The organism is Colwellia psychrerythraea (genome assembly GCF_000764225.1).
Taxonomy (GTDB): domain Bacteria; phylum Pseudomonadota; class Gammaproteobacteria; order Enterobacterales; family Alteromonadaceae; genus Colwellia; species Colwellia psychrerythraea_D.
This window is the reverse complement of record NZ_JQED01000037.1, coordinates 217,602-241,237: the sequence shown is the minus strand read 5'-3', so window position 1 is coordinate 241,237 and position 23,636 is coordinate 217,602. Positions and strand designations below refer to the sequence as shown.

At 37.3% G+C, this 23,636-nt stretch carries 22 protein-coding genes; 5 read left to right on the top strand and 17 right to left on the bottom strand.

The window, feature by feature from the left end; translation table 11 throughout:
• The 5 genes from ND2E_RS07435 to ND2E_RS07455 form a co-directional block, all read right to left on the bottom strand.
• A partial coding sequence (locus ND2E_RS07435) for a hypothetical protein (protein WP_033094547.1) occupies nucleotides 1-217 on the bottom strand: 217 nt, incomplete at its 3' end.
• Between the two features lie 3 nt (nucleotides 218-220).
• The gene (gene nhaC / locus ND2E_RS07440) at nucleotides 221-1,720 is read right to left on the bottom strand and encodes a Na+/H+ antiporter NhaC (RefSeq protein WP_033094546.1); all 1,500 of its coding nucleotides are present in this window, start codon (nucleotides 1,718-1,720) and stop codon (nucleotides 221-223) included.
• 472 nt (nucleotides 1,721-2,192) lie between these two features.
• Nucleotides 2,193-4,547 carry a hybrid sensor histidine kinase/response regulator gene (locus ND2E_RS07445; protein WP_052056676.1) on the bottom strand — a complete coding sequence of 785 codons (2,355 nt, stop codon included), beginning with the start codon at nucleotides 4,545-4,547 and terminating at the stop codon, nucleotides 2,193-2,195.
• Nucleotides 4,544-5,341 (bottom strand): substrate-binding periplasmic protein, encoded by a 798-nt coding sequence (locus ND2E_RS07450; RefSeq protein ID WP_033094545.1) that lies wholly within the window; start codon nucleotides 5,339-5,341, stop codon nucleotides 4,544-4,546. Before ND2E_RS07450 ends, ND2E_RS07445 begins: the two co-directional genes overlap by 4 nt.
• On the bottom strand, nucleotides 5,338-6,066 hold the full coding sequence (locus ND2E_RS07455; RefSeq protein WP_033094544.1) for a response regulator transcription factor: 729 nt from the start codon (nucleotides 6,064-6,066) through the stop codon (nucleotides 5,338-5,340). The genes ND2E_RS07450 and ND2E_RS07455 overlap by 4 nt, the downstream gene beginning before the upstream one ends.
• Nucleotides 6,067-6,350: 284 nt before the next feature.
• Here ND2E_RS07455 and ND2E_RS07460 point away from each other — a divergent pair, with 284 nt between their 5' ends.
• The 3 genes from ND2E_RS07460 to ND2E_RS07470 all read left to right on the top strand — a co-directional run bounded on the left by ND2E_RS07460 (nucleotide 6,351) and on the right by ND2E_RS07470 (nucleotide 8,917).
• Nucleotides 6,351-7,430 (top strand): porin, encoded by a 1,080-nt coding sequence (locus ND2E_RS07460; RefSeq protein ID WP_033094543.1) that lies wholly within the window; start codon nucleotides 6,351-6,353, stop codon nucleotides 7,428-7,430.
• A 151-nt stretch (nucleotides 7,431-7,581) separates the two neighbouring features.
• The gene (locus ND2E_RS07465; protein ID WP_033094542.1) at nucleotides 7,582-8,061 is read left to right on the top strand and encodes a serine dehydratase beta chain; all 480 of its coding nucleotides are present in this window, start codon (nucleotides 7,582-7,584) and stop codon (nucleotides 8,059-8,061) included.
• A 118-nt stretch (nucleotides 8,062-8,179) separates the two neighbouring features.
• On the top strand, nucleotides 8,180-8,917 hold the full coding sequence (locus tag ND2E_RS07470; protein WP_033094541.1) for a substrate-binding periplasmic protein: 738 nt from the start codon (nucleotides 8,180-8,182) through the stop codon (nucleotides 8,915-8,917).
• 148 nt (nucleotides 8,918-9,065) lie between these two features.
• Here ND2E_RS07470 and bluB read toward each other — a convergent pair whose 3' ends face one another.
• The 5 genes from bluB to ND2E_RS07495 all read right to left on the bottom strand — a co-directional run bounded on the left by bluB (nucleotide 9,066) and on the right by ND2E_RS07495 (nucleotide 11,465).
• The gene (bluB, locus tag ND2E_RS07475; protein WP_033094540.1) at nucleotides 9,066-9,716 is read right to left on the bottom strand and encodes a 5,6-dimethylbenzimidazole synthase; all 651 of its coding nucleotides are present in this window, start codon (nucleotides 9,714-9,716) and stop codon (nucleotides 9,066-9,068) included.
• A gap of 41 nt (nucleotides 9,717-9,757) precedes the next feature.
• Nucleotides 9,758-10,198 (bottom strand): energy transducer TonB, encoded by a 441-nt coding sequence (locus ND2E_RS07480; RefSeq protein WP_223303638.1) that lies wholly within the window; start codon nucleotides 10,196-10,198, stop codon nucleotides 9,758-9,760.
• A 118-nt stretch (nucleotides 10,199-10,316) separates the two neighbouring features.
• Complete coding sequence (locus ND2E_RS07485; protein ID WP_033094539.1) at nucleotides 10,317-10,682, bottom strand: cupin domain-containing protein; 366 nt, start codon at nucleotides 10,680-10,682, stop codon at nucleotides 10,317-10,319.
• Nucleotides 10,683-10,742: 60 nt separating this feature from the next.
• Nucleotides 10,743-11,132: a VOC family protein gene (locus ND2E_RS07490; protein WP_033094538.1), complete on the bottom strand. Its 390-nt coding sequence runs from the start codon at nucleotides 11,130-11,132 to the stop codon at nucleotides 10,743-10,745.
• 42 nt (nucleotides 11,133-11,174) lie between these two features.
• Nucleotides 11,175-11,465, bottom strand: a complete 291-nt coding sequence (locus tag ND2E_RS07495; protein ID WP_033094537.1) for a putative quinol monooxygenase — start codon at nucleotides 11,463-11,465, stop codon at nucleotides 11,175-11,177.
• 211 nt (nucleotides 11,466-11,676) lie between these two features.
• On the opposite strand from ND2E_RS07495, the gene ND2E_RS07500 reads away from it, so the two are divergent.
• Nucleotides 11,677-12,456, top strand: coding sequence for a sulfite exporter TauE/SafE family protein (locus ND2E_RS07500; RefSeq protein WP_033094536.1), 780 nt, complete (start codon nucleotides 11,677-11,679; stop codon nucleotides 12,454-12,456).
• Nucleotides 12,457-12,548: 92 nt separating this feature from the next.
• On the opposite strand, the gene ND2E_RS07505 is transcribed toward ND2E_RS07500, so the two are convergent.
• Both ND2E_RS07505 and ND2E_RS07510 read right to left on the bottom strand, forming a co-directional pair.
• Nucleotides 12,549-12,854 carry a DUF962 domain-containing protein gene (locus ND2E_RS07505; RefSeq protein ID WP_033094535.1) on the bottom strand — a complete coding sequence of 102 codons (306 nt, stop codon included), beginning with the start codon at nucleotides 12,852-12,854 and terminating at the stop codon, nucleotides 12,549-12,551.
• Nucleotides 12,855-12,919: 65 nt separating this feature from the next.
• Nucleotides 12,920-13,402, bottom strand: a complete 483-nt coding sequence (locus ND2E_RS07510; protein WP_317628127.1) for a GNAT family N-acetyltransferase — start codon at nucleotides 13,400-13,402, stop codon at nucleotides 12,920-12,922.
• 437 nt (nucleotides 13,403-13,839) lie between these two features.
• Between ND2E_RS07510 and ND2E_RS07515 the strand changes: the two genes are divergently transcribed.
• Nucleotides 13,840-14,289, top strand: a complete 450-nt coding sequence (locus ND2E_RS07515) for a hypothetical protein (RefSeq protein WP_033094534.1) — start codon at nucleotides 13,840-13,842, stop codon at nucleotides 14,287-14,289.
• A gap of 174 nt (nucleotides 14,290-14,463) precedes the next feature.
• On the opposite strand, the gene ND2E_RS22440 is transcribed toward ND2E_RS07515, so the two are convergent.
• The 5 genes from ND2E_RS22440 to ND2E_RS07535 all read right to left on the bottom strand — a co-directional run bounded on the left by ND2E_RS22440 (nucleotide 14,464) and on the right by ND2E_RS07535 (nucleotide 23,605).
• On the bottom strand, nucleotides 14,464-16,479 hold the full coding sequence (locus ND2E_RS22440) for a methyl-accepting chemotaxis protein (protein ID WP_052056674.1): 2,016 nt from the start codon (nucleotides 16,477-16,479) through the stop codon (nucleotides 14,464-14,466).
• A 145-nt stretch (nucleotides 16,480-16,624) separates the two neighbouring features.
• Nucleotides 16,625-17,245, bottom strand: a complete 621-nt coding sequence (locus ND2E_RS07520; RefSeq protein ID WP_033094533.1) for a response regulator transcription factor — start codon at nucleotides 17,243-17,245, stop codon at nucleotides 16,625-16,627.
• A complete protein-coding gene (locus ND2E_RS07525) occupies nucleotides 17,236-19,713 on the bottom strand; it encodes a nitrate- and nitrite sensing domain-containing protein (protein WP_033094532.1) in 2,478 nt (825 codons plus the stop codon). Before ND2E_RS07525 ends, ND2E_RS07520 begins: the two co-directional genes overlap by 10 nt.
• 540 nt (nucleotides 19,714-20,253) lie before the next feature.
• Nucleotides 20,254-23,325, bottom strand: a complete 3,072-nt coding sequence (locus ND2E_RS07530; RefSeq protein ID WP_052056672.1) for a UvrD-helicase domain-containing protein — start codon at nucleotides 23,323-23,325, stop codon at nucleotides 20,254-20,256.
• Nucleotides 23,315-23,605, bottom strand: coding sequence for an ArsR/SmtB family transcription factor (locus ND2E_RS07535; protein ID WP_033094531.1), 291 nt, complete (start codon nucleotides 23,603-23,605; stop codon nucleotides 23,315-23,317). The genes ND2E_RS07530 and ND2E_RS07535 overlap by 11 nt, the downstream gene beginning before the upstream one ends.
• Nucleotides 23,606-23,636 lie beyond the last annotated feature (31 nt).

The following is a 23,636-nucleotide window of genomic DNA, read 5'->3' as shown; positions in this document are numbered from 1 at the left end:
CTTGTTGACGGCTATCTTCTTGACCCATGGCTTGCCAAATACTGTCGTCGAAACCGGCTATTTGATCATTTTTATAAAACATGTGCTTTCTCCGCGGCTCAATTTGCCGTCGTTTTTTTTGTTTGGGGTTTAAATTGATACTGGCTTGAATACAAGCCAGTAATTGTTCTATTAACGTCAAGGCACATCGAATTACTTCATGTAACAATGACGTCATTCACTATGCGGTAACAGCTGTCCCTGTTTTTACTTCTACTTTTTGTTCAGAGGTACTTTCCTCTTCTTCGCGCTGATATTGCGCTAACTCTTCCGCTGACATTTTGGGTGAGAAACGTCCAAGTGCAGCATAAGTCAAACCTATTAAGGGGGATAACCAGCAAGCAAAAGCTAATGGAATATAAAGTAGGTTTTCGATATTACCGTCACTGATCCCTAGCCCTAATGCTGTGATTACAAAAGCGCCACCTGCATTCCATGGAATCAAAGGAGAGATTAATGTTCCACCTTCTTCTACTGCACGTGATAGGTTTAGTTTTGAGTAACCTTGCTTAACATAAGCTGGGGCGAACATTCTTCCCGGTAATGCAATAGATAAATAAGGGTCGCCAGCAACAAGGTTTGTTGCTACTGCAGCACCGGTAGCTGATGCTTGTAAGCCAAAGAATGACTTAACACTGCCAAGAATTTTAGCAATAATCGTCTCTAGGCATTTAGTACGTTCTAGTGCTCCACCGAAGCCTAATGCAATGATAACTAACGTAATAACCCAGGTCATAGATTGAACACCACCGCGATTTAATAGCCCATCGATTTCGGACACACCGGTATCAATTTTATAGCCTGATTGCATGAAATTGAATATTTCATGTATTGAAGCGCCCTGAACAAATACAGCGAGTAGAGCACCAGCAGCAACACCCGCAAACAATGAAGGTAGTGCCGGCATTCTTTTAAGTGCTAGTACAATGACTAATAGTGGTGGTAGTAGGACGAACAAAGAAAGATTGAAATTGCTATCTAGACCATTAGTAATGGCCTCGATTTTAGAAAAGTCGACTTCATTCGAACCAATGAGATTAAATCCAACAAATATATAGATGATTAACGCAATAATCATTGCAGGTACAGTCGTTGGTAGCATGTTGCGAATATGATCGAACAAATTCACACTTGTTACAGCTGGTGCTAAATTAGTAGTATCTGATAGCGGTGATACTTTATCGCCAAAGAAAGCGCCTGATACAACAGCACCTGCAGTCCAATACATTGGGATATCAAAGCCTGATCCAATGCCCATTAAGGCAAGACCTACGGTACCTGTGGTCCCCCAAGAAGTACCTAAAGAGACAGAGACTACAGCACATAACACCATAGCGGCAGCCAAAAATATTTCTGGATTTAAAATCTTCAATCCGTAGTATATAAGCGCTGGTACAGTACCAGAAGCAATCCAAACGCCGACGATCATACCCACGGTCATTAGAATAGCAATTGATGGAAGGCCAACACGTATAACGTGCATCACTCCTTTTTCCATATCATCCCAGCGATAACCACGAAACCATCCCAAAGTGGCTGTAATCGCGATTCCAATAGCGAGAGGAATATGAGGCGTAAAATCGCCATAGTAGAATAATTGAATGCCTAGTATTGCCAGCGTCAGTATTATCGGCAGTATTGCCATAAAGAAACTGGGTTTGATTTTATTATTTTCAGTCATTTTTTACTCCTGTTGAGTCATCAGGTAGTGAATAACAATGCAAAAATTTGAACTATTTCTCACCACCCTGATAACACTAAAGGCTAGATGTAAACTCAGAATTAATAACATGTATAAAGATGTAAACAGGATTCTTGACTGTGTTACATGGACAACTAATAGTTGATTAAACTTGCCTAAAAGCACTGGTAAGTATGACTCTTACTTAAAAAATCATAACAGAGATCTTTTTTGAATTTTTCTGATTTAAGATGATAAAAGCCTAATTGGAGGAAATTTTTAAGCTCAACAAATCAATTTTGAAGGTTTTTTATGTATTAAAATACGGTATTTATTACGAACGAACACTTACATACTGCTTTGAGTAAAGTGTGGCGTAAAGAATCCGCAGTAGATAAGATGATGGCGCCGCTAAAATACTGCGCAGGTAGACGCAGAATTTTTAGCGGACAAAAACGAAAGATTAACAGGCTCAGTTACAGAAGGTTTCAGCCTTTGCTAAGCTCTGCTCCATAACGGGGTCTAGTTGTAAAAGCAGTTGTGAAACTTGCTTAATACTCCCCTTCTTAGCGTTCTGTTCGAGTTCACGTAATAGATTACTGGCTTTGACAAAACCGAGCATATCACAAGCACCGGCAAGCGCATGGGCTTGATGTTCTACCTCGTAATGATCGTCACTCGCCAAACTCTGTTTTAAGGCTGGCCAAAGTTGTTGTTGTGTTTTACAAAAACTTTTCATGAGTTTTGCTAATTTAGCCGAGCCTAAAATCTGTAGATGAGTTTCAATCATTGACAAGTCAAGTAACGGCGTATCGCTGGTTGTCTCTATCGGTTGAATCGCTTTGGGTAGCATGTTTTTTTGTGGTTCAAGCGCACGCTCTATAGCTTCTAATAGTAATTGTTGCTTAACAGGTTTAGCGACAACATCTTGTAACCCTGCATTGAAATAGTCTTGAATATCGTCAGGACGGACACTAGCGGTTAAGGCTATTATCGGCGTTTTATAATTACAGCATTTAGCACTTTTTCGTATTTCAGCAGTGATATCTAAGCCGCTTATTCCGGGTAAATGCATATCCATCAAAATGACATCGAAGGTCTCTCGATTGGCTGTTTCTATAGCATCATGGCCATTATCAGCAAGTATAACTTGGTGTTTCTCTAATAAGCCTAATACTACCTGTTGATTGATCTCAACATCTTCCACTAATAAAATCTTCAACGCTGGTAACGCTGGCAATGCCGTTTTAGCTTTAAATTCACTTGCTTTCGCCACCTTGAGTTTTACTTCAACCCAAAAGGTACTTCCTTGCCCTACTTTACTTTCTACCCCAATCTGTCCTCCCATTTCTTGACTTAATTGACGGCAAATAGATAGACCTAAGCCCGTTCCGCCAAAGCGACGGGTAATAGATTCATCAGCCTGAGTAAAACGTTCAAATATATGTTGTTGCAATGCTGGCTCAATACCAATGCCGCTATCTTGTATAGCAAAGCGCAACCTGTGATGATGCTCACTTTGTTCAAGTTGTGAGACTCGAAGCAATATTTCACCTTGATCGGTAAACTTAATAGCATTTGCTAATAGGTTGGTAAGTATTTGACGCAAACTGCCGGCAGCATCATGATAAAAATCACCCGCCACGGGTGTATCAAGTTTTAAATGCAAATGTTTCTCATCTGCTTTAGGCTGCATTAAACTAATAAGATTATGTAATAGCTCATCTAACGAGAAAAACGACTCAGAGCTAACATAACCACCCTCTTCCAATTGAGCAAATTGTAATACGTGATCAAAGGTTTCAAGCAAAGCTTCTGTTGAATCATGCAATATCTTCACACGATTAGCCTGGGGATTAGTAAGCTCATTGTTTTGTAGTAGCTGTATCATGCCAAGCATACCATTCATTGGCGTACGAATTTCATGGCTCATAGTTGCTAAAAACTGTGATTTGGCTTTGTTCGCTTCTTCCGCGACCTCTTTAGCTTGTTGTAAGCTCATGGTTCGACGTTCGACCATTTGTTGCAACTGGTCACGGTTATATCGTAATGCCTGTTGCTCTTCTTCACGTCGATTAATATCATGACGAATCGCCAGTCGCATATCATTAAGTGCATTGGCTAATTGGTTCAATTCGTCAGGAGAGTTTGGTTGTCGTCTGCTTAATGTCAATGGAGATTCAAGTTCACCGTCACCAATCGCTTTACTATACCCCGCCATACTTTCTAGGTGCCGAGTGATCAGTCGTTGCAGTATAAGCATGATCACTAGCATGATAAGCACAACTAACAAGGTCTGATTGAGTAAAATATTAAAGCCGGTGTGCCATAACCTTGCATGTATGGTGGTTAAGTTTGTGGCAATAATAAGCGTGCCGAGTTGACGTCTACTGCTTTGTTTATTGTTGTTTATATCATTGTTAAGGCGTTTGTTCGGAATACTGAGATCAAAGCTTGATTTCATTACCTTGTCATTAATAACGTGCTCAGGTAAACGGATAAGTGTTTCACCGGTATGATCGGTTAATTCAAGACTTGCGATATCCGGCAGCGCCTTAATGCCCTTAAGCTGTAGTTCAAGTTGAGCTTGATCAAAATCCCACATACTACGTGCCAAACTGGCAATATAGCTTGTACTAATCAACTGAATTTGTTGGTCAATATTGCGCATTTCTCGACGATAATCTAAAGTAATTTGAACGGCAGTCGACAGCATAATAAAGACAAAACTATAAAGCGTGGTATAAACCATCATACGATAGCTTAACGGGTGATCTTTAGGGTAACGGATCAAACGACGTAAGCCGAGTATGTTAGGAAAGTTCACGGCTTATTCGCTTCGGTTGATGAATCAAGGTATGTCTTGCTGTACTGAGTGACTAACTGCTCAATTTTACCACTTTGATGCAACTCATTTAAGCGTTGGTTAATGTAAGGTAGGTGCCGACTAAGCTCACTGTGGGAGCCTAACGCTAAATAATAGTACTCAGTTTTTAACTTAAACGGTGCAGCGATAATTTGTTTGCTATAGCCAAATTTTTGAGTTTGTAATTTACCACTAACAATACCTAATGGTATGAAATCAATGCGTCCTTGCGCTAATTTTTTTAAATTCTGTTGGCCTTCTGAAACATACTCTATCTGATTATGCTCATCGATAAACTTATCTAAACTATCGCCAAAACTATCGCCAAATAGCAAGCCGACCGTTTTTCCTTTTAACTCATTGAGTGAATGATAAATTTTATTATTATTCGGATTGACATAAATCCCAATGGGATCGTCAACAATATGTTGTTCACTAAAATCAAAATCAGGTTCTCGGCTGTCTATTCGATAAGCCGCTACTACAATATCGGCATGGCCAGTTTTTACTTCTGACAAACAGCGCTTCCAATTACCTACAACATCTAACCTAACTTGGTAGCCAAGTTCAGCAAATATCAGCTTAACGACGGCTGGGGCTACACCAATTAGTTGCTCTTGTTGCACCCAAGAAACAGGAGGATAATAAGGATGTCCACATGCTATCAGCTCCTTTGCTTGGCCCTTAGATGGATGAAGTACCAGCATCAAGCCACTTAGGATTAAAAAAATAGGTGCTAACCAAGATGCTTTCATACTACATCCACAAGTTTAGGCGTGAATAAATAACCCGCACCATGCACTGTCAAAATTAAACGAGGATTGGTAGAGTCATCCCCCAGTTTACGTCGCAATCGACCGATTAAGACATCAACGGTGCGATCTGTTGGTACCCATTCTCGGTTACGGATCTGATCGAGGATTTGGTCCCTTGTCATGATTTGCCCTACATGATCCATTAGACATTTCAATAATTGAAATTCACCTTCAGTTAGTTGCACTGTGGTTTGTTCTTCATCGATGAGTTGACGCCTAACAGGGTTCAATTTCCAACGATCAAATGCTTTGAGAATATAGTCATCATTATCGGCCAATTTTACTTGTTGGCATAATCTGACACGACGAATAAGGTTTTTAGCTCTAGCTAATATTTCACGAGGATTAAAAGGCTTGGTTACATATTCATCTGCACCGCATTCGAGTCCTATCAAACGGTCAACTTCATCCTGACTTCCTGTTACTAAAATGATGCCTACTTCATTGTTAACCCGTAACTCTCTGGTTAAAGTCAGACCATCTTTACCAGGCATTCTGATATCAAGCAAAATAAGATCAAAGGTACCAAGTGCTAATAACTCTTCAGCCTCTTCGGCGGTCTTTGCACATAAAACGTCATAACCTTCATTTTCAAAATAACTACTTAAAACCTGACGAGTCAATTCATCGTCATCAACTATTAAAATCTTAGTGTCAGATAGCATTATTAGTGTCCCCTAATTATTCTGCTTCTTATTATTTTACTTAAGTCTATCGATAAAATTCACCCCGTCAAGTGACAAAAGTCGCTTGTAAATGCCTTGGTATACCTCGTTTACAACTTTGCACATGTTATTTATCGTGGGTTTACATCGTACCGTTAGTGTTTTGTTCGCTGGTGTATAAACCACCAAGTAAAACAGGAAGATTGACGGCACAGTTTCCATTTAGTCAGCCCTCGCCTTCTTGAATAATTATAACAACTCAACAATAAGTACTAGGGAATAACATGAAAAAGACAAGAATAAAATCTGTATTACTTCCTTTAGCATTAGCATTACCTGTTTACGCCGTACAGGCTGCTGAAGAGGTAACTGAAGCTGAATTACAACGCCAGTTCAATGAAATTAAAACACGATTAGCGCAACTAGAACAAGGCAAGGTAGCCACAAAAGAGCAAGAGTCGAATACTGATATGAGCTTTTATGGCACGCTGCGACCTACTTTTGGCGTAACTAGCACGGATGAAAGCGATGATTGGGATGTTGGCGATGCACTTTCACGTATTGGCTTCGCTGCTGAGCATAAATTGAGTAATGGCATGATCGGCTTTGCCAAAGGTGAATTTAAGGTTCAAATCCAAGGTGATGCTCACTTTGGGGACGCCCGCAAAGCGTATGTCGGCATAAAAGGTGACTTTGGTCGAATAGCTATTGGTAAGCAGGAAACAACGCACTATGCGCTTATAGGTATACCAGTTGATATCTTTAACCGTACTAATACACCTTTAGGCTATGACGATGTCAGTGTTTTTCGTAAACAAGAACTCGTCTCTTATCGCAAATCTTTTGGTAACTTTGAAATACGAGGCGAAGCCCAGTTTTCAGGTGAAGATAAACAAAACGAAGGCAGCGATCTGGTGAACGCGGGTGTGAGTTATACAGGGAGTGATTATAGCCTCGCATTTGCTTATCTGACACAAGATTTTGATGGTACAGATAAAAACACCCTTGGTTTTTCAGCAACTAAAAGTATTGGCGACTGGTATTTTGCTGCTGCTTATCTAGATCTTGAACACGATGTTGTCGGTGGCGATATTACGACAATTGATGTCGTTGCAACCTATGCAATCAATAGCCAGTATAAGCTATTGTTTGGTGCATCACAGCTTGATGATGAACAAGCTGCAGTCAATTCAAAAGATGTTGCACGCTTTAATACAACGCTTGAATGGCAAGGTACCAAAGATTTCCGTTTATTTATTGAGTATCAACATAACGAATATGACAATGATGACGTTAATCTTTCAGTTAGTGATAGCGATCAGCTAACCGTTGGCATGCGGTACAACTTCGATTATAAGTTTTAATCAAATTGATGATGGGTTGAATCAATATGTTTAATCGATAAATCATCAATTTAGTATTAGCGCGGCACTCATAAAACCAAGCGCCGCGTGATTAAAACTTACGGTTCTAGCTTAACACTAGAACTTACATAAATGTTGCAAGAGAAGTTATATGATAAGTGCTTTTGACATGGTTAGTATAGGAATTGATCCTTCAAGCTCCCACACCGTTGGCCCAATGCGGGCAGCATTTCGTTTTAGTAAATTGCTGCAACAAAAAAAAGTATTAGATCGGGTAAGCCACGTAAAAACTGAATTATTTGGCTCTCTTGCGCAAACTGAAATTAGCCATGGTAGCTGTAAAGCAGTGCTGTTAGGGCTAGCCGGCTTCGAACCCGAAACCATTGATCCTGAAATAGTTGATGCATTTTTATTACAAGTTGAAACCACTCAACGCTTATCCTTGCTCGGGGTGCATGACAGTAGTTTTCCACGACAAAACGCTATTACTTTTCATGGGCCGCAAACGTTGCCTGACCATGCTAATGCGATGGAACTAAGAGCTTATAATGGCGAAGAATTATTACTTAGCCAAATTTATTATTCCGTTGGCGGTGGTTTTATTGTCAATAAACGAAAATGGAATCGTTAAGCCAAATTCAAGGTTTCAGGTGAGATGTACTGGCGCCGAAGAATACTGAAAATCACTTTTTAAAATAATATGAATTATAACAAAAAAAATATCATTACAACTACAAAGGATTTCAAATATGAAACGTCTACTATCAACAGTCTTTACCCTTTCACTGGCTTTTTCAGGTGTGACTTATGCTGAAAAAATAACCGCCATAGGTGATGCTTGGCCACCATTTTTATCCCCTGATTTGCCAGGCAAAGGCATTGCATTACAAATAGTGCAGGCAGCGTTTAAAGAGCAAGGGCATGAAGTAGAAATGAAATTCGTGCCGTGGACAAGAGCCATCAAATCAGTCAAAGAAGGCAAAGTTGATATTCTCGTTGGTACATGGTGGACAAAAAAGAGAAGTACCTTTTTAAATTTCAGCGATGATTATCTTGTTAACAATATAAAATTTATCAAACGTGCAGATGATTCATTTGAGTACGATGGCTTAGAAAGCTTAAACAAAAAAAATGTCGGCGTAATTCGTGACTACGGTTACAGTGATAACTTTAAGCAAGCGATGAATTTCAAAAAACCAGAAACGACAAAATTTATTAATAACCTGAAAAAGTTAGTGCATAAACGTATAGATTTAACCTTAGAGGATGAAATCGTAGCGCGTGCTTTTATAAAAAATGAAGCGCCTCAACTAAAAGATAAAATTGCATTTTCATCAATGCCACTATCAAGCAATACATTACATATTACCAGTGGATTAAGTAATCCTAAAAATAATAAAATTATTGCTGATTTTAATGAAGGCTTAGCAAAAATAAAAAGCAATGGTGTTTACGACTCCATATTAAAAACAAACGGTTTATTATAAGTAATAGTCCTAAAGCTATCTTTAAAATGTCTAATAAAGCATGGTGTAGCAAAGGAAATTTAACAATGACAACATTGGTAAAGTTAGAAAACAAGAAAGAAGTTTTCTTCACAAGACTGTAGATGTTGTAAGTTCAGGTGAAAGAACATTATGCCTTTTTATTCCATTTTTCCTTATGGATAAGTTGGCTAATGTTCTCCCTAGGTAACCAACCAAATTGTTCTAATTCGGGCTTGTCTTGAAAAGTTGAAACATAACCTAAACATAAATAACCTATTATTTCTATGTTCTCTGGTATATCTAATGTATCTCTTAACACCTTATCATGGATGATACTTACCCAACCCAAGCCTATATTTTCTGCTCTAGCGGCCAACCAAATATTTTGAATTGCACATACTGTGCTATACAAATCCATTTCAGGCTTTATTGTACGCCCTATCACAACGGGACCATTACGATCGCGATCACAGGTTACACATATCCCTAATGGTGCTTCTAAAATACCTTCTAATTTAAAGCTTTGATATTCTTTTCTTTTTTCTTCGTCAAATTGATTGGTAGACTCAACACGAGCTGATTCATAACCTTTTTTTAATGCCCTTTTTGTTTCTTCCTCGGTCACCAAGATAAAGTCCCAAGGCTGCATAAAACCGACACTTGGCGCATGATGCCCTGCCTTTAAAATACGCTCTAAGACCTCATCAGGGATCGCTTTGGCTATAAAATCTTTTCGCACATCTCTACGTGAATAAATCACCTTATATAACGCATCTCTTTCTACATCAGTAATATTCATATTCGCCTTTAACAAACCGTGTTGTCTGCTTGTTGTGTGAATTAGCTACATGCTAACTTTGTTTGTTGTAAACAGTATTGTTGAGATTGTTCAATTGACTTTCCGCCAAGACAAAAATCAAGCCTAATCGTTCTTTTTTCAAGCCTAGGCTTCTGCTGTGAAGAAACAGGAACCCAATGCCATTTTTTTAGCATTTTACGTGCAGATTTAGCAATGCTCTTTTTAGGTAATGAATTGATAACCTCTATATTTTCAGTTTTACCCATGGCTGAAATATTAAACGCTAAAACTGCACAACCTCTTATTCCTGAACGAGCGAGTTTAATAGGATATTTGGGCGTATTTTGATTCTCACGCTGCCAAATAGTATGACTCGTTGGAATAATATCGGTAACCTGTACATCAGCGTAAATAGTCTTCGCTAAGCTACTGATAGACAGACTCATTAGTGCAAAAGCAGATATCATCACAAATTTATTCATATACACTCCGTTGTTTATAAACAGTCCTACTATCCTTTTAATGTTTGCGTACTAAAAAAGTACAAACAAGCTAATAAATAGTTAATTGTTATCTGTCACTTCACATGATTTCTGTGTGCTAAATCCATTCCTGCTGTTCCGATGATACAGTGACTTCTGTGTGATGTTCGCCTGTATGAGCAGTAGAAGATGGCTCAATCATCATAAAATGAGTATCCGGCTCAGCTTTAGGGCAATGCTCGACTCCTCTGGGCACAACATACATTTCACCAGGTTTAAGTACGATGTTTTCACTTCTTAACTGCAACGTTAGTTGTCCTTTAAACACAATAAAAAGTTCATCTTCATTATCGTGTTTATGCGATACAAGCTCACCACTGCCTTTTGCTATTTTAACTAATTGACCATTAGATTCGGCTATCACCTTTGGCGTCCAGACTTCTTTGAACTGGCTAAATTTATCACTAATATTGATTTTTTTCATAGAATCCTGCTTAACAAATAACGTGCTCTAAGGGTAATAAAGATAATTAGACTTTTACTATTAGCTCGATACTAATGCTAACACAGCACCTTCAGGATCTTGAATAACACAAAAATTTTCGGCACCCATTTTGCGCGGGCCATCCAAAATATTACCACCTAACACCCTGCACTTTTGGGCGCTTACTGCAACATCCTCTACTCTAACATACATAAGCCATTGAGCGGGTAAGTTGCTATTACTTCCTCTGGCATGGCATATGCCTGCTATGGTATCACCAGACTTTGGCAGGTTAATGTTGTAATCATCATATTCCCCCATTGAAACAGGACTTGATTCCCAGCCAACTACACTAGAGTAAAAATCTTTCACTTTGTCAGCATTGCCAACAGTCAAATCACACCATTCGATAACACCTAATTTTGCCTCTGGTTTTTTACTATCTGACATTTGAGTCCCCTCCAAAATTATAAAGAGCAAATATAAGAACAATTAATTTGTTTGTTCACCGTTACTTATTCGATAATTTCTTTGCAAATTTACGGTAACTTTGCCCCAGTGTGAATTTTTAACTCTTAATTGGTGAATATCGAATGCTTGCTGATCTATAAACTCTTCGTAAACATTATACTTATTGCTATCATTCTTATCTTCAGTTACTTCAAAAGTGATACAGCCAGACTCTTGCAGTGTTAGTTCTTTATGTAAGATAAGCGCTTTATTCACAAGAGTTAACCCTTCATTAGGAACTATAATATAGCCTTGTAAAACAACTTTTGCCATTAGCCAAGCCTCCTATATTTGTATCCGCTTATTTGGGTTTGTTATAGTAATATCTCATCATATCAGCGTATTACAAACAGTCATAATGATTATATTGTAGACAACTGTAACGGTTGATAAATAAGTGGCAGTAGAAGGTAAAGGCTAACGTCCTCAATACAAATGTGTTATCTTCTAGCCAAATTATACATTCAAAGGCTTGTTTTTAACGATGTTATTTGAACTGGTTTTTCTCTTCTTTGCAGGTCTTTTCGGCGGTGTTATTAACTCTATTGCTGGCGGTGGAAGTTTCATCACATTCCCTGCACTGATGTTCGTTGGCATTCCTCCTATCATAGCAAGTGCGACCAATACCTTTGCATCATGTGCGGGTTATATGAGTGGAGCTTATGCCTTTAGAAAAGATATTGCTGGTCATAACAAACAACTCATTCAAATCATCATAGTCAGTTTAATTGGTGGTATCGCAGGTGCATGGTTATTGTTGATAACACCTGAAGCATTATTTAAAGAAGCCATTCCTTGGTTGCTTTTATTTGCTACCCTGCTGTTTGTCTTTGGTGGAAAAATTAACGTAAAATTAAAAAAAATGGCGTCTATCCATCGCCACGCTTCATCAATGGCTGGTATTTTACTGCTAATTATACTCCTGGGAGTTTCGACCTATGGCGGTTTCTTTAACGCTGGGCTAGGTATTATTACTCTCAGCTATTTAGCCTTAGCAGGCCATACAAATATTAATACTATGAATGGTTTAAAACTATTGATTTCCTCCACCGTGTCAATGACTGCCATTGCATTATTTATTTATAATGGTGTCATTGCCTGGTATGAAGGATCTATTGTTTTATGTGGCACCTTAGCAGGCGGATATGTTGCCGCGAATGTCTCTCGCCAACTGCCTCAAAAACATGTCAGACGCTTTGTTATTCTGGCAAGCATTGCAACTACCTTGTACTTCTTTTTTGATGTTTATGTTTATCCTAGCTAACTTATTAAATACAACGCAATTCATATTTGGGCACGTTGCGTGTGTTAAATAAATGCGATTAAAACGGTGGCATAAACATCAAAATAATACAGTTAAAATTCAATTTTTCCAATTAACATATCTTTGAACATAACCCAATCTCCAATCAAACTATAAATTGGATAAATAAAAGTCGCAGGTTTATTTTTTTCAAACACAAAATGCCCTATCCAAGCAAAACCATAGCCGATAACAGGGATAAACCAAAGCAGTGATAAATGACCAAATACTGCTGCGTAAATTATGAGTAATATGATAGAGCAAGAACCAACAAAATGGAGTCGCCGACAAGTGGTATTTTCATGTTGGCTTAAATAAAAAGGATAAAACTCTGAAAAATTATTATATTTTTTTGACATTAAATACTCCGTTTACATGATACAACTGCTGACTTTACTGTTACTGCTTTAACAGCTCGTTATGTTCACAGTTGTTTATGCATGATAAACGAGTCAACCAATCCAAATTGTTTATGGTTATATGCATCAGGGATGGTACCAATAACTTTATATCCAAGTTTTTTCCATAGGTGGATTGCTATTTCATTCGTGGCAACTACCGAATTAAATTGCATCGCAGTATAACCCAACCCTAATGCAATTTCTTGTGAATGCAAACATAGCTTACGCGCAATACCCTGACCACGACTCTCTGGATTTACCATATAGCCACAATTAGATATATGAGAACTAGGTCCCGACGAATTTGGCTTTATATAATATGAACCGAGTATTTGGCCATGATCTTTTATCACATATGTTTTTTCTGGGCAGGTGCACCACAAGTGGTAAGCTGTTTCAAAGTCGATATCTGCATCAAATGCGTACGTTTCTTGCGCGAGTACAATATTTTTAAACACAGGCCAAAATAACGCAAAATCACTCTTTGTCATTTCACAAATCTGCACAATATCTCCTGATAATTGAAATATTACCTCTATTGAGGAAAATACAATGTTTTTAAATTAGTAATGAAGAGTCATAGTCAACTAACATTTATTCATATCAATTAGCTTATTAGGTATTTTTTACTAAAGCGCTATCCATGTCAAACGAGCCCTTAGGTAACACCTTTTCTAATATAAGCCCAAAATACATTCTCATTGCGATTTACCAGAAAGTGAAGTTGCCGATAAAGTGCGCTTTCATAATGTTAGCCGTTTGCGATATACCTCATGTGTTCACAATATGTAAATTAATTTCGATAAACAATTTAACGTTAAATTTCCATCATGATTAAGCGTTATGTTATCAGGCGGACAAAGTACATATATTAACCTATACTCCTTCCGTTTAATGCGATTTAAGTTGTGTATTAAAGAAACTCACTTTCGGAGAAATCACAATGAAAATATTTAACACCTTTTTGATAACGCTGCTAGTTAGTCTACCTGTTACTGCTCAAGACCGATTAGAAATGTTTAAAGATTATGACTTAAGTAAGGAGGTCCTTTCTGTCACGACAGTTAAAGTAGATCCCAATATGGAAGATGTTTATTTAGCCGGTTTAACAAAAAGCTGGATTAAAGCGGTAAAAATTCAGAAAGACTTAGGACACATAAAAGATTGGAATATATGGGCCAGTGAATTACCACAAAGTGGAGACTTTAATCTAGTTTTAACTGTCACTTTTGAAAACTCACAAGATTTAGACCCTAATAAAGCCAAGTATGATAAATTTATGAAAATTTGGGGAGAAGAAAATCAAAAGATCTCTCAGGAAACTTCGGCAAAATATCCTGAAGTTAGAGAATTAACTGGTGAATATCGATTACGTAAAATAATTTTCAAATAACCATATATATATTTAATCCATCCTAGCATTATAACTAACAGTACACTCAGGCCCGAATGATACCATCGGCTGAGTGTACTTTTCCGGTCCTTCAAAGCAAAGTCAAAGGTTGCCTTAAACGACACTGTTAAATGAAAACATCAATAATCACTTACTTATGCATTATTAACAAGGTTAAGCAATTTTAAACCTTGAGACTAGCGTATGCATCTGCATAGAAAGCTCTGCTAATTCACGGCCTGATTTTGATGACTCTGAAACAGCACCAACATTCTCTTGTGTTTTATCATGGATATTAACCACATTTAAATTTATTTCTTCTGCGACTACTCCTTGTTGCTCCGATGCTGTGGCTATCTGACTGCTCATATTATTTATGTTGGTAATAAATTCAGAAATGGTAACAAGTACCTCGCTAGACAATTGTGCTTGATTAACCACATCATCGACCTGCTCTTGACTTTCAACAATAGAGGTCACTGCCACTTTTGCACTTTGTTGTAATTTATTAATTATGGAACTAATTTCACCCGTTGATTCTTGTGTTCTCGCTGCTAATGCACGCACTTCATCGGCAACGACTGAAAAGCCTCTGCCCTGCTCACCTGCTCTAGCGGCTTCAATAGCAGCATTAAGCGCTAATAAATTAGTTTGATCCGCAATAGAGTTTATCACTTCGAGCACGTTAGCTATTTCACGACTCTTTTGTTCCAATTCGTTTACTGTGTGACTAGTATCAACTATTTTTTTGGCCAGACCGTTAATTGAATGAATAGTCTTTTCCATAATTTCTGTACCTGTACTAACATGGACATGGGCGTCATCTGATGCATTAGAGGTATTAGAAATACTTTGTGCTACTTCTTTGGTAGTTTCGGTCATTTCATTTATCGCAGTGGCAATCAACTCGGTTTGCCCGGCTTGATTTTCAATGGAACTCGCTATTTGAGTTGAAATAATCGAAGTTTCTTCCGCGGTAACCGAAATTTGATTACTTGCACTTGAAACCTCATGTAAGGAGGCCTTAAAGGTTGAGAATACATTGTTTAACGCACTAGCCATTTCCGAAATTTCATCATTCCCTTTATTATTCAGACTAATTGTTAAATCGTTATTACGCTTTATATCAATTAGCCCCTTTGATATAAAATTAAGGGGAGGAATGATACTTCGAATAATGATAATTGATAAGCTAGTCGCAGCGAAGATACCGACAAACAGTAAAGACCAAGCAACAGAGATGGCATTATCACTGGTTTCGAGTAAGATACTGGCATCCGTCTTTAATAAGGTTTTTTGATTAATAGCCATATCATTTAATATTGTTTTAATTTCAAAGCCTAAGGGTGCAGCTTTCGTTGCCAACCAATAGTTTGCAATATTCCAGTTATCCTTTGATCTGGCATCTAACATTTTCCCAGGCAGGGGTAAAAATACATCCATGGCTTTTGAAAAGTTTAATAGAGCTTTCTTTTGCTCGTCATTAAGTAATGCTCGTTGCTGTGTTAACTCTGAAAATCTACGTTGATTTTTACGCCATAATTGTTCATAAGAATATCGATAATGCTCCTCACCCGATAACAAATACCCCCGGATATTAGCAAGCGCTAAACCCAATGAACCACGTACATCAGCCATCATTCCTAACAAAGCTTTCCTTTCGCTACTTGCATTTAAACCCAGTTCAATATCAATTAATCTTGTTACTTCCTTAGACATAATAGATGCTTGTGGTACTGCTTGTTGATAGAGCATTTCAATTGCAGGTGTATTACCTAACGTTTGTGCTATCTCTTCGATGTTATTTTGTTGCTGTTCAAACCTCACCAGTAAAGTCTTTAATTCTTTTAAGCGGCTGATATTCTCAGGATTTGTCCAGTTAACAGACATTTTATTTAATGCCACTATCGCGGGGTTTATTTCGGTATCCCATGCTAATTTTCTTTCTGCCTTGAATTTATCTTCACCTAATAACATCCAACCTCTTAAAGCTGCAAGGGCATGATTAACGCCATTTAGAACACTAGCGCTTGCCTGTGCGGTTGGAATTCTTAATTCAACAACTTTGTTAGCATTATTGGTGATAGCAGTGATTTGAAATATTGAACTCATGGATGATATCGCGAGGATGAGTACTAACATTAAAAAACCCACTGTTAACCGCGAACTTATTTTCATTTTTCTAATCATTACTATTCCTTGAGATTGAGTATATTTCTTTTTTTAAAAACCATTAACTTATTGTAATCCCTCTTTGTCGCATTTTTTATGATACAAAACCCTAGGAAGAATTTTTATAACAGAAGTCACCCCTCTGTTTTAATAGAAAAAACAACTAGCTAGGACTAGCAAGACCTTCAAGTATGGCTAAATGAACAATTTCAATTGAGCTTGCAATTTTTAGCTTTTTCTTGATAAGGGATACATTATTAGAAACCGTTTTTTCTGATAAAAACAGCTTCTCTGAGGACTGTTTTGCACTCAAGCCATTTGCGATACAACAGAATATGTCAAGTTCTCTAGCTGTCAGTTTTGATAAGGGCTTTTCTTGTTCCGTATCCATACATATGTCAGGACTACTATAGATTTCAGCCCTGTTAATCGCCTTAATGCCAGCGAGAAGAATTTCAGTATCACTATTTTTGCTGATATAACCTTTTACCCCCATATCAATTAAACGCTTCACCAAATAAGGGTTCTGATAAATACTAAAAACCATAATATTAATACTGGGCCATTTAAGTAATATACGCCGTATTAATTCAACACCACCTAACCCTGGCATTGATAAGTCTGTGATAATGAGATCTGGTTGGTTAGCCTGACATTCTAGTAATAGCTGTTCACCATTGCTAACACTCGCCATAACTTGATAGCTAAGCTGAGAGTTTAATAAGAGAGTCAGGCCGCTACGTACAATGGCATGGTCATCGGCAATGAGTATTTTTATTGGCATAGTTCTTCCTGAACTACTGGCTCAAGTGGAATGGTTATAAAAACTTCCGCTCCTTGTTTTTGTCTGTTAATCAAACAAAAAACGCCATTAAGTGTTTCTGTTCTTTCTCGCATGTTAATGACTCCCATGCCTTTAGAGTTTTCGCTATTTTGTGCAAAGCCTTTTCCATCATCTTGTATCTTCAGTTGCAGTAAAAAACGATTTTCATCATGGGAAGATGATATGAATTTCAGTGATATTTTAATATTGTGGGCTTCTGCATGTTTACAGGCATTAGTAATGCCTTCTTGCACTATCCGATAAACGCTTATTTGGAATTCATCATTTAACTGATGAGGTAAAGACTCAATGTTAAGTTCAAATTTGACGTGATTATTTAAATCTCGCCAATTTTGTACTAGCTCTTTTATCGCATCGATAACACCTAATTGATCTAAAATGATAGGTCGTAAATTATTGGTGATATCCCGACTGGATTTGATTAGCTCACTTGTCGCTTGGACAATGCTTTTCGCTGAAGTTGTTATCAATTCATGCTCTATATCTGTCTGTCGAGATATATAGTCAGCCTGAAGTTTGATACCCGTTAACAATTGGCCCAATTCATCATGTAGCTCTTTGGCAATATACTTACGCTCTTGCTCAATCAACAGAAAGTTTCTGCACAATAATTGCCTATTTTCAGCAAGTAGGTTTTTATTTCGACGCTCTGCATCACAACTTTCAGTAATGTCTTTCAACATTTTTAAGCAAACAATTCGACCATCGCCCCAATCAATTAGGTTACTGGTAATTTGATACCATCGTTGTTTCGACTTGCTGTAATGTTCTTTTTTTGAAATTAAATCATCATTAAAATTTGATAAAAAACTTTGTTCAAAAAGAGACCAAACTGATTCGACTTCCCCTTTATTTTTATATATTTCAATCGCTTTTTTATTCATATATATAGGTATCTGGTATTTACCTTCAAGCACAACTACTGCTGAGCTTAGGCTGTCTAATATCATTTGCAGGGTTAATTCAGATTGCTCTATATACTGTTTTGCTTGTAATTTGCTAGTAATGTCTACTATATGAGCAGCTACGTATTCTTGCTTATCGATAGTTATTGGAAATGCGAAAATATCTGCAAAAAAAGCGTCGCCGTTATTACGGATAAATAGCACTTTTTCCGTTGATGATATTTCACCCGTTACCATACGTTTAAATAGTGATAAAAGACGGTCAAAGTCATCTTTGCGATGAAAATCAGTAAGGTTGAGTGTTGATAATTGCTCTTGGTTATAACCTAGCAGATCTGAAAAACTCTGATTACCATAAAGAACATCTTGTGATTTTGCATTTATCACAATCATTGCAGCTGAATTTTTAGAGAATAGGTTTTGATATTCTTCAATTCTATTCATTTCTGTTCGATGAATATGGGCGATTAACAAAACCCCAGAGCCTATAATAATGATATAAAGTATGATGAGCCCTATTAACCAATAAAGTCTCTCTCGCTCACTACTTTGTTTTAGTCGACTGGCATTAGAAATAAGTCCTAAGGAGATCTTGTCTCCTAATAAGGCTAATTTATCAATTTTATCCGTGATGGTATTGAACCAATGCATAACATTGATGTTAACCTTGTTATTAACCAGCGCATTGGTTTTTATTTTTTGCACTGACTGAAAAGCTTTTTCAGTAAACAGTTTGCCAAAAGACTGTTGCAGTCCTCCGCTGGTTAATTCCGTGAACTCATTAAAAAAAAGCGCTTGCTCTAATTCTAATTTAACTAATGCATTGTATTCATTTTCTAAAAAATGCCCTCGGGCAAAAACAAGACTAAATTTTGCTCTTTCGATAGCAACGCTTTCTTTACCTTTAAGGAACAATGCATAAGCAGAAAATGCTTGGGTTAGCTCACTATCCACCGTTAATTGGACTATTGAAGTAACAACATTAAGTAACAAATGATTTAATTCACTATACGACTCGATAGCCTTAACTTCACTGATTGATAATGAATCGACTTGATGCCGAACATTTTCAATTTCAGCCAAATGAACATTAACTTTCTTTAATCGATCTTCAAGCTTTCTGTTAGTTGTAAAACTTTGTGTCGTTAGTAAATTATTTATATTATGTGTGCTAATTCGTGTGAATGTCCGTTGTTCAACTAACTCAGATTTAAACTTGCGACCTTTAGTTGAAACAAAAACACCGGTATAACCGCGCTCTTTTTGTAAATTATGCAGTAAATGTCTAATTTCAACGGTTAAATTAGTTAATTGCTCTACGTTTGCTAATTGAGAAGCACGAGTAGTTAATTTATCTATTTGGAATAAGGCGCCATTAAGTGAAATTAATAATGGAATGATAAATAGTAGGGATAATTTTATTTTATGGTAAATTTGATGCGAAAAAAGCCCTTTGTCCAGAGATATAACAGGCAAATAGGATGACAATTTTTTTATCTTCATAATGGCCTAACTCGCAAAATACGACTGACAAAGTACGACTCAAACAAAACTTCATAATTGATACCGTATAATTTCGATAAAGATAAAGTACTTATCTATCAATAGCTTTAATCTAGATCAACACTAACACATATATACTTAATGTTTGTCGGGAGCATTTCCCGATTTCATCCCGCTTGCTATTTTTACGTGCATTGTCTGAGTAAATGCTCTATATGAGTCGAGTTGTTTTAACAAAAAATGAAATTAATGAAGTGTTGCTGAGCGCATAAGACCATTGCGAAATATGAAGCAAAAAACCTAAAATAAAAGCTATTAATTTTAAAGGGTAAACTAGAAAGATTAAGATTGGAGTAAGCTAGAAAGCCTCCTTTTTAAAGGTTACTTTTCTTTAAAGTAACATTAAGTTCAAGCAATTAATTTTAGCTATTCATGATTAATTAGAAACAAGGTCTGTACTGGGGGAATAAACATATCGAAAAGTAGAAAAACTTAAAATACATCGATTAAGTTTTTCTAGCTTAGCAACCGCCTTTGCTTTTATGGATATTCTGTAATCAATTCCGGCCAATTAATGTTGGCATTGTCGACACTATTTTTACAGCTCATCGGATCATTTCCTCTGTAATTTTGACAGCCCCAAAACTCTCCTTTATTACTTTTACGCAAGACCATTTCTGCATTACATTGGACACACGTTGGCACTATGTTTTTACAAGGCTGATTTAAACATGTCTTAAAGCCAGGATATCGTTTACGTGTCATTGGACTGTCACAGTTAGCACAGGGTTTTTCTTTATGCTGACAGCGAGGGGAGTTAGAGCAAGCGTAAAAAGTGCCAAAACGACCGGTTCGTTTTTTTAATAGCCCTGTATCACACACCATGCAAGGTAAGTCCGCTACGGATGATTGACTTGTCGTACTGTCAAATTCATTCAATTCGATGTGATGATCGTTCACAAGTTCTTGAACAAAGTTGTTTGAATCACTCATATCAGCAATAATATATGCTCTGTCTTTCGCTCTGGTAAGCGCGACATAAAATAGCCGTCGCTCTTCGGCATATTTAAAACTTTCCTCCTTCGCGAGTAATGCCTCGTGTATTGCTGGCGTTGTTTTTGCTGAAGGAAATCCATGAATGCCTTTTTTCATTCCAATTATAATAACATAGTCAGCCTCTTTTCCCTTCGATGCATGAAATGACTGTCCCTCAATAGCCAGTAATGGATATTGATTATTTAGCCTTTTAATATCGATGCTAGTGGGTAAAAGGAACCAAAAACGAGCTAATAAATAAACGGTTATTGGTTTACATACTTTAGCTGAAATCGCTGTTAACACTTCATCGATAGCACCATTAGCCATTTCATCAATGATCATGGTTTTATTTGACATCGTTTTAGCCATATTGTTTTGGCTACTTTCTCGTTTAAGCAGTGATACCGCAGGTGCATCCACTTGTTTTATCGAGCTAATTGATTTAGAAATTTGTGCTGGATTTTTACTAATAAAATCTGTTGCCACTTTTGCAATTTGATTATTAAAGCGAAACGTTTGCATTAATGCTGATTGAGTCGTTGCACCAAAATAGCGGGCAAACTGAGTCGTTAGGCTGACATCTGCGCCACTGAATCGATAAATAGCCTGCCAATCATCGCCTACAGCAAAGATAGAACATTCTTTTTTATTATCACGTAATGCTTTGACTAAACGCGCTCTCGGCTCAGATATATCTTGAAACTCGTCAACCATAATATAACGCCATGGCGACTTAAACTTGTCGGTCTTAACGTAACTTAACGCTTTGTTAATCATATCTTCAAAGTCAATCTCACCTGAATTGGATAAATGCTGTTCGTATGCGGTTAAAATGGGATTAAGCAATGTAAACGCTCTAGTCGTTTGTTTTGGCGCCAGCGATGCAGCAATGACTTCCTCATGTTTAGCATTATTAAAGCGTCTATTTGAAGTATTACCGAGAGAAATCTCTAAGCAAGCCGCCTTATAAAGTCCTACGAGCTGACACATTAATGTGGCAAGGGTAGTGATTTTGCCATTTTCTTTTAGGGTATCGGTCATGAACTCAGTAGGTATTGGTTCAGTAGAAAAGAGTTCATTAGATGGTGCTTGCACTGGTGTTTTTCGCTCCATCAATAACTGCATTAAAGTGCTAATTAACTTACCTTCTTGCTGCTGTGCATAGTTTAGTTCAATACAGTCAGTATTATAGTTTTCATGGGCGGCTCGTTGCCACTCAATCCGCTGAAGATAAGTATCATCATCAATATAAGTAGCGGTATTGCCATTATGATCAATTTCATGATAATCAATATAAACATTGAGCTCTGGCAAAAAGAAATCAGGCTGATATTGTTTACCTGCGGTTGTTTGTACGTCATAGCCATATTTTGCTTGATACTGATATGCTATTCCGTGAGAAAATAGCGCGTTGGCGATGTAAAGTTGGCCAAAGTTCCTGACCTGTTCGCCTTTAAAGCTTCGAATGTCATTATCGTTAAAGTACTGATAACTTTCACCAAGACTTTTAAAATCAAATGCACTACGTTCAATGTATTCATAGTTCGTTAGATAATCGACAACCAGCTCTCGATAGTGGGCACTGTCATTGATTAAAGTATCAAAATAGCCTTGTATCCATGCTAACTTTGCTTTTTCATCTTCTGCAAAGGCCGATATTTTAGGCTTTTTACCCTCAACTTGCGCAATAATACTTAAACCTAAACTATGAAAAGTTGTCGCACTAATTCTATCCGTTGATAACTTTTCTCTAATTCTGTCATCCATTTCACTGGCCGCTTTTCGACCATAGGCTAATAATAGGATCTCCTCACTCTTGCCTTGCAAACTTTTGAGTAAATAACCTGTCCGACCAACCATTACACTGGTTTTTCCGGTTCCCGCGCCAGCTAACAATAAATTATTATCATTATCGATAATACAAGCCCTGCGCTGGCATTGTGTTAACGGATCGGACTCAACTTGATCAAAAAAACTTTTATGTATTTGAAGCTGCTCTGCAATATAACTCTCTCGACTATCTGCTATTTCCTGTTCGTTCCAAATTTGATAATACGATAAGCGTTGTACGATAATACTAATATTTGCAAGCGATTTTGCTGCATTACTTGATCTGTTAGCATTGAGCCACGGTAACCAACGTACCAATTCTTGTTTAGATGCTAACTGAATACGTTCTAAAGTTGATTGGCGCAAGTATCTATTAGTGGTGAAATTCTCTATAGCTGTTAATAAAGACTCAACACGGTGAATATTGGCGCTAGCCCACAGTTGCTCACACATATTTTTGTATTTGCGTTTAGCACTATAGGCAAGCATGCTATAAACATAGTTTCTTTTTTCTGTTTTAAATGAAATGATTTGACCAAAAAAACTGAGGTGGAAGCTTGGCGGAACAGTAAGGTCTTGCCACGAAATATTGGTAGAATTATTTTCAACGTCAATAACTACGCCACGACTACAAACTTTAATCGTGGTTGGGATACCGATGAACCGATGAAATATACTAGCAGAGATATTAAAGACCGATTGTTGTTCAATTATATCAACACTGGTAGGTGAATTACTGTTCATCAATACAACATTCATCTTGTAGAAATGAAATTACAGAAAGCAACTTGTCATATTCAACCACACAATATAGTACTCGCCCTTCACGACGTTGGGTAATTAAACCCGCAGAAGCCAAACTTGAAATATGATGAGACAAGGTTGAACCAGGAACCTTAAGTTCTTCTTGTACTTGTCCTACAGCAATGCCCTGTTCTCCTGATTTTACCAAGCGCTTAAAAATGGCTAATCGAGTTGGGTGGCCTAATTCTTTTAAGGCTTTGGCAATAATATCTATTTCCATAACATTCTCACAAAATTAATGTTTTAACTTT

Excerpts from the sequence above, each read along its gene's own strand:
- ND2E_RS07520 (WP_033094533.1), bottom strand. The coding sequence starts at position 17,245 with ATGCCAATAAAAATACTCATTGCCGATGACCATGCCATTGTACGTAGC.
- ND2E_RS07470 (WP_033094541.1), top strand. The coding sequence starts at position 8,180 with ATGAAACGTCTACTATCAACAGTCTTTACCCTTTCACTGGCTTTTTCA.
- nhaC (WP_033094546.1), bottom strand. The coding sequence starts at position 1,720 with ATGACTGAAAATAATAAAATCAAACCCAGTTTCTTTATGGCAATACTG.
- ND2E_RS07480 (WP_223303638.1), bottom strand. The coding sequence starts at position 10,198 with ATGAATAAATTTGTGATGATATCTGCTTTTGCACTAATGAGTCTGTCT.
- ND2E_RS07460 (WP_033094543.1), top strand. The coding sequence starts at position 6,351 with ATGAAAAAGACAAGAATAAAATCTGTATTACTTCCTTTAGCATTAGCA.
- ND2E_RS07535 (WP_033094531.1), bottom strand. The coding sequence starts at position 23,605 with ATGGAAATAGATATTATTGCCAAAGCCTTAAAAGAATTAGGCCACCCA.
- ND2E_RS07450 (WP_033094545.1), bottom strand. The coding sequence starts at position 5,341 with ATGAAAGCATCTTGGTTAGCACCTATTTTTTTAATCCTAAGTGGCTTG.
- ND2E_RS07490 (WP_033094538.1), bottom strand. The coding sequence starts at position 11,132 with ATGTCAGATAGTAAAAAACCAGAGGCAAAATTAGGTGTTATCGAATGG.
- ND2E_RS07465 (WP_033094542.1), top strand. The coding sequence starts at position 7,582 with ATGATAAGTGCTTTTGACATGGTTAGTATAGGAATTGATCCTTCAAGC.
- ND2E_RS07455 (WP_033094544.1), bottom strand. The coding sequence starts at position 6,066 with ATGCTATCTGACACTAAGATTTTAATAGTTGATGACGATGAATTGACT.
- ND2E_RS07495 (WP_033094537.1), bottom strand. The coding sequence starts at position 11,465 with ATGGCAAAAGTTGTTTTACAAGGCTATATTATAGTTCCTAATGAAGGG.
- ND2E_RS07500 (WP_033094536.1), top strand. The coding sequence starts at position 11,677 with ATGTTATTTGAACTGGTTTTTCTCTTCTTTGCAGGTCTTTTCGGCGGT.
- ND2E_RS22440 (WP_052056674.1), bottom strand. The coding sequence starts at position 16,479 with ATGATTAGAAAAATGAAAATAAGTTCGCGGTTAACAGTGGGTTTTTTA.
- ND2E_RS07525 (WP_033094532.1), bottom strand. The coding sequence starts at position 19,713 with ATGAAGATAAAAAAATTGTCATCCTATTTGCCTGTTATATCTCTGGAC.
- ND2E_RS07505 (WP_033094535.1), bottom strand. The coding sequence starts at position 12,854 with ATGTCAAAAAAATATAATAATTTTTCAGAGTTTTATCCTTTTTATTTA.
- bluB (WP_033094540.1), bottom strand. The coding sequence starts at position 9,716 with ATGAATATTACTGATGTAGAAAGAGATGCGTTATATAAGGTGATTTAT.
- ND2E_RS07515 (WP_033094534.1), top strand. The coding sequence starts at position 13,840 with ATGAAAATATTTAACACCTTTTTGATAACGCTGCTAGTTAGTCTACCT.
- ND2E_RS07530 (WP_052056672.1), bottom strand. The coding sequence starts at position 23,325 with ATGAACAGTAATTCACCTACCAGTGTTGATATAATTGAACAACAATCG.
- ND2E_RS07485 (WP_033094539.1), bottom strand. The coding sequence starts at position 10,682 with ATGAAAAAAATCAATATTAGTGATAAATTTAGCCAGTTCAAAGAAGTC.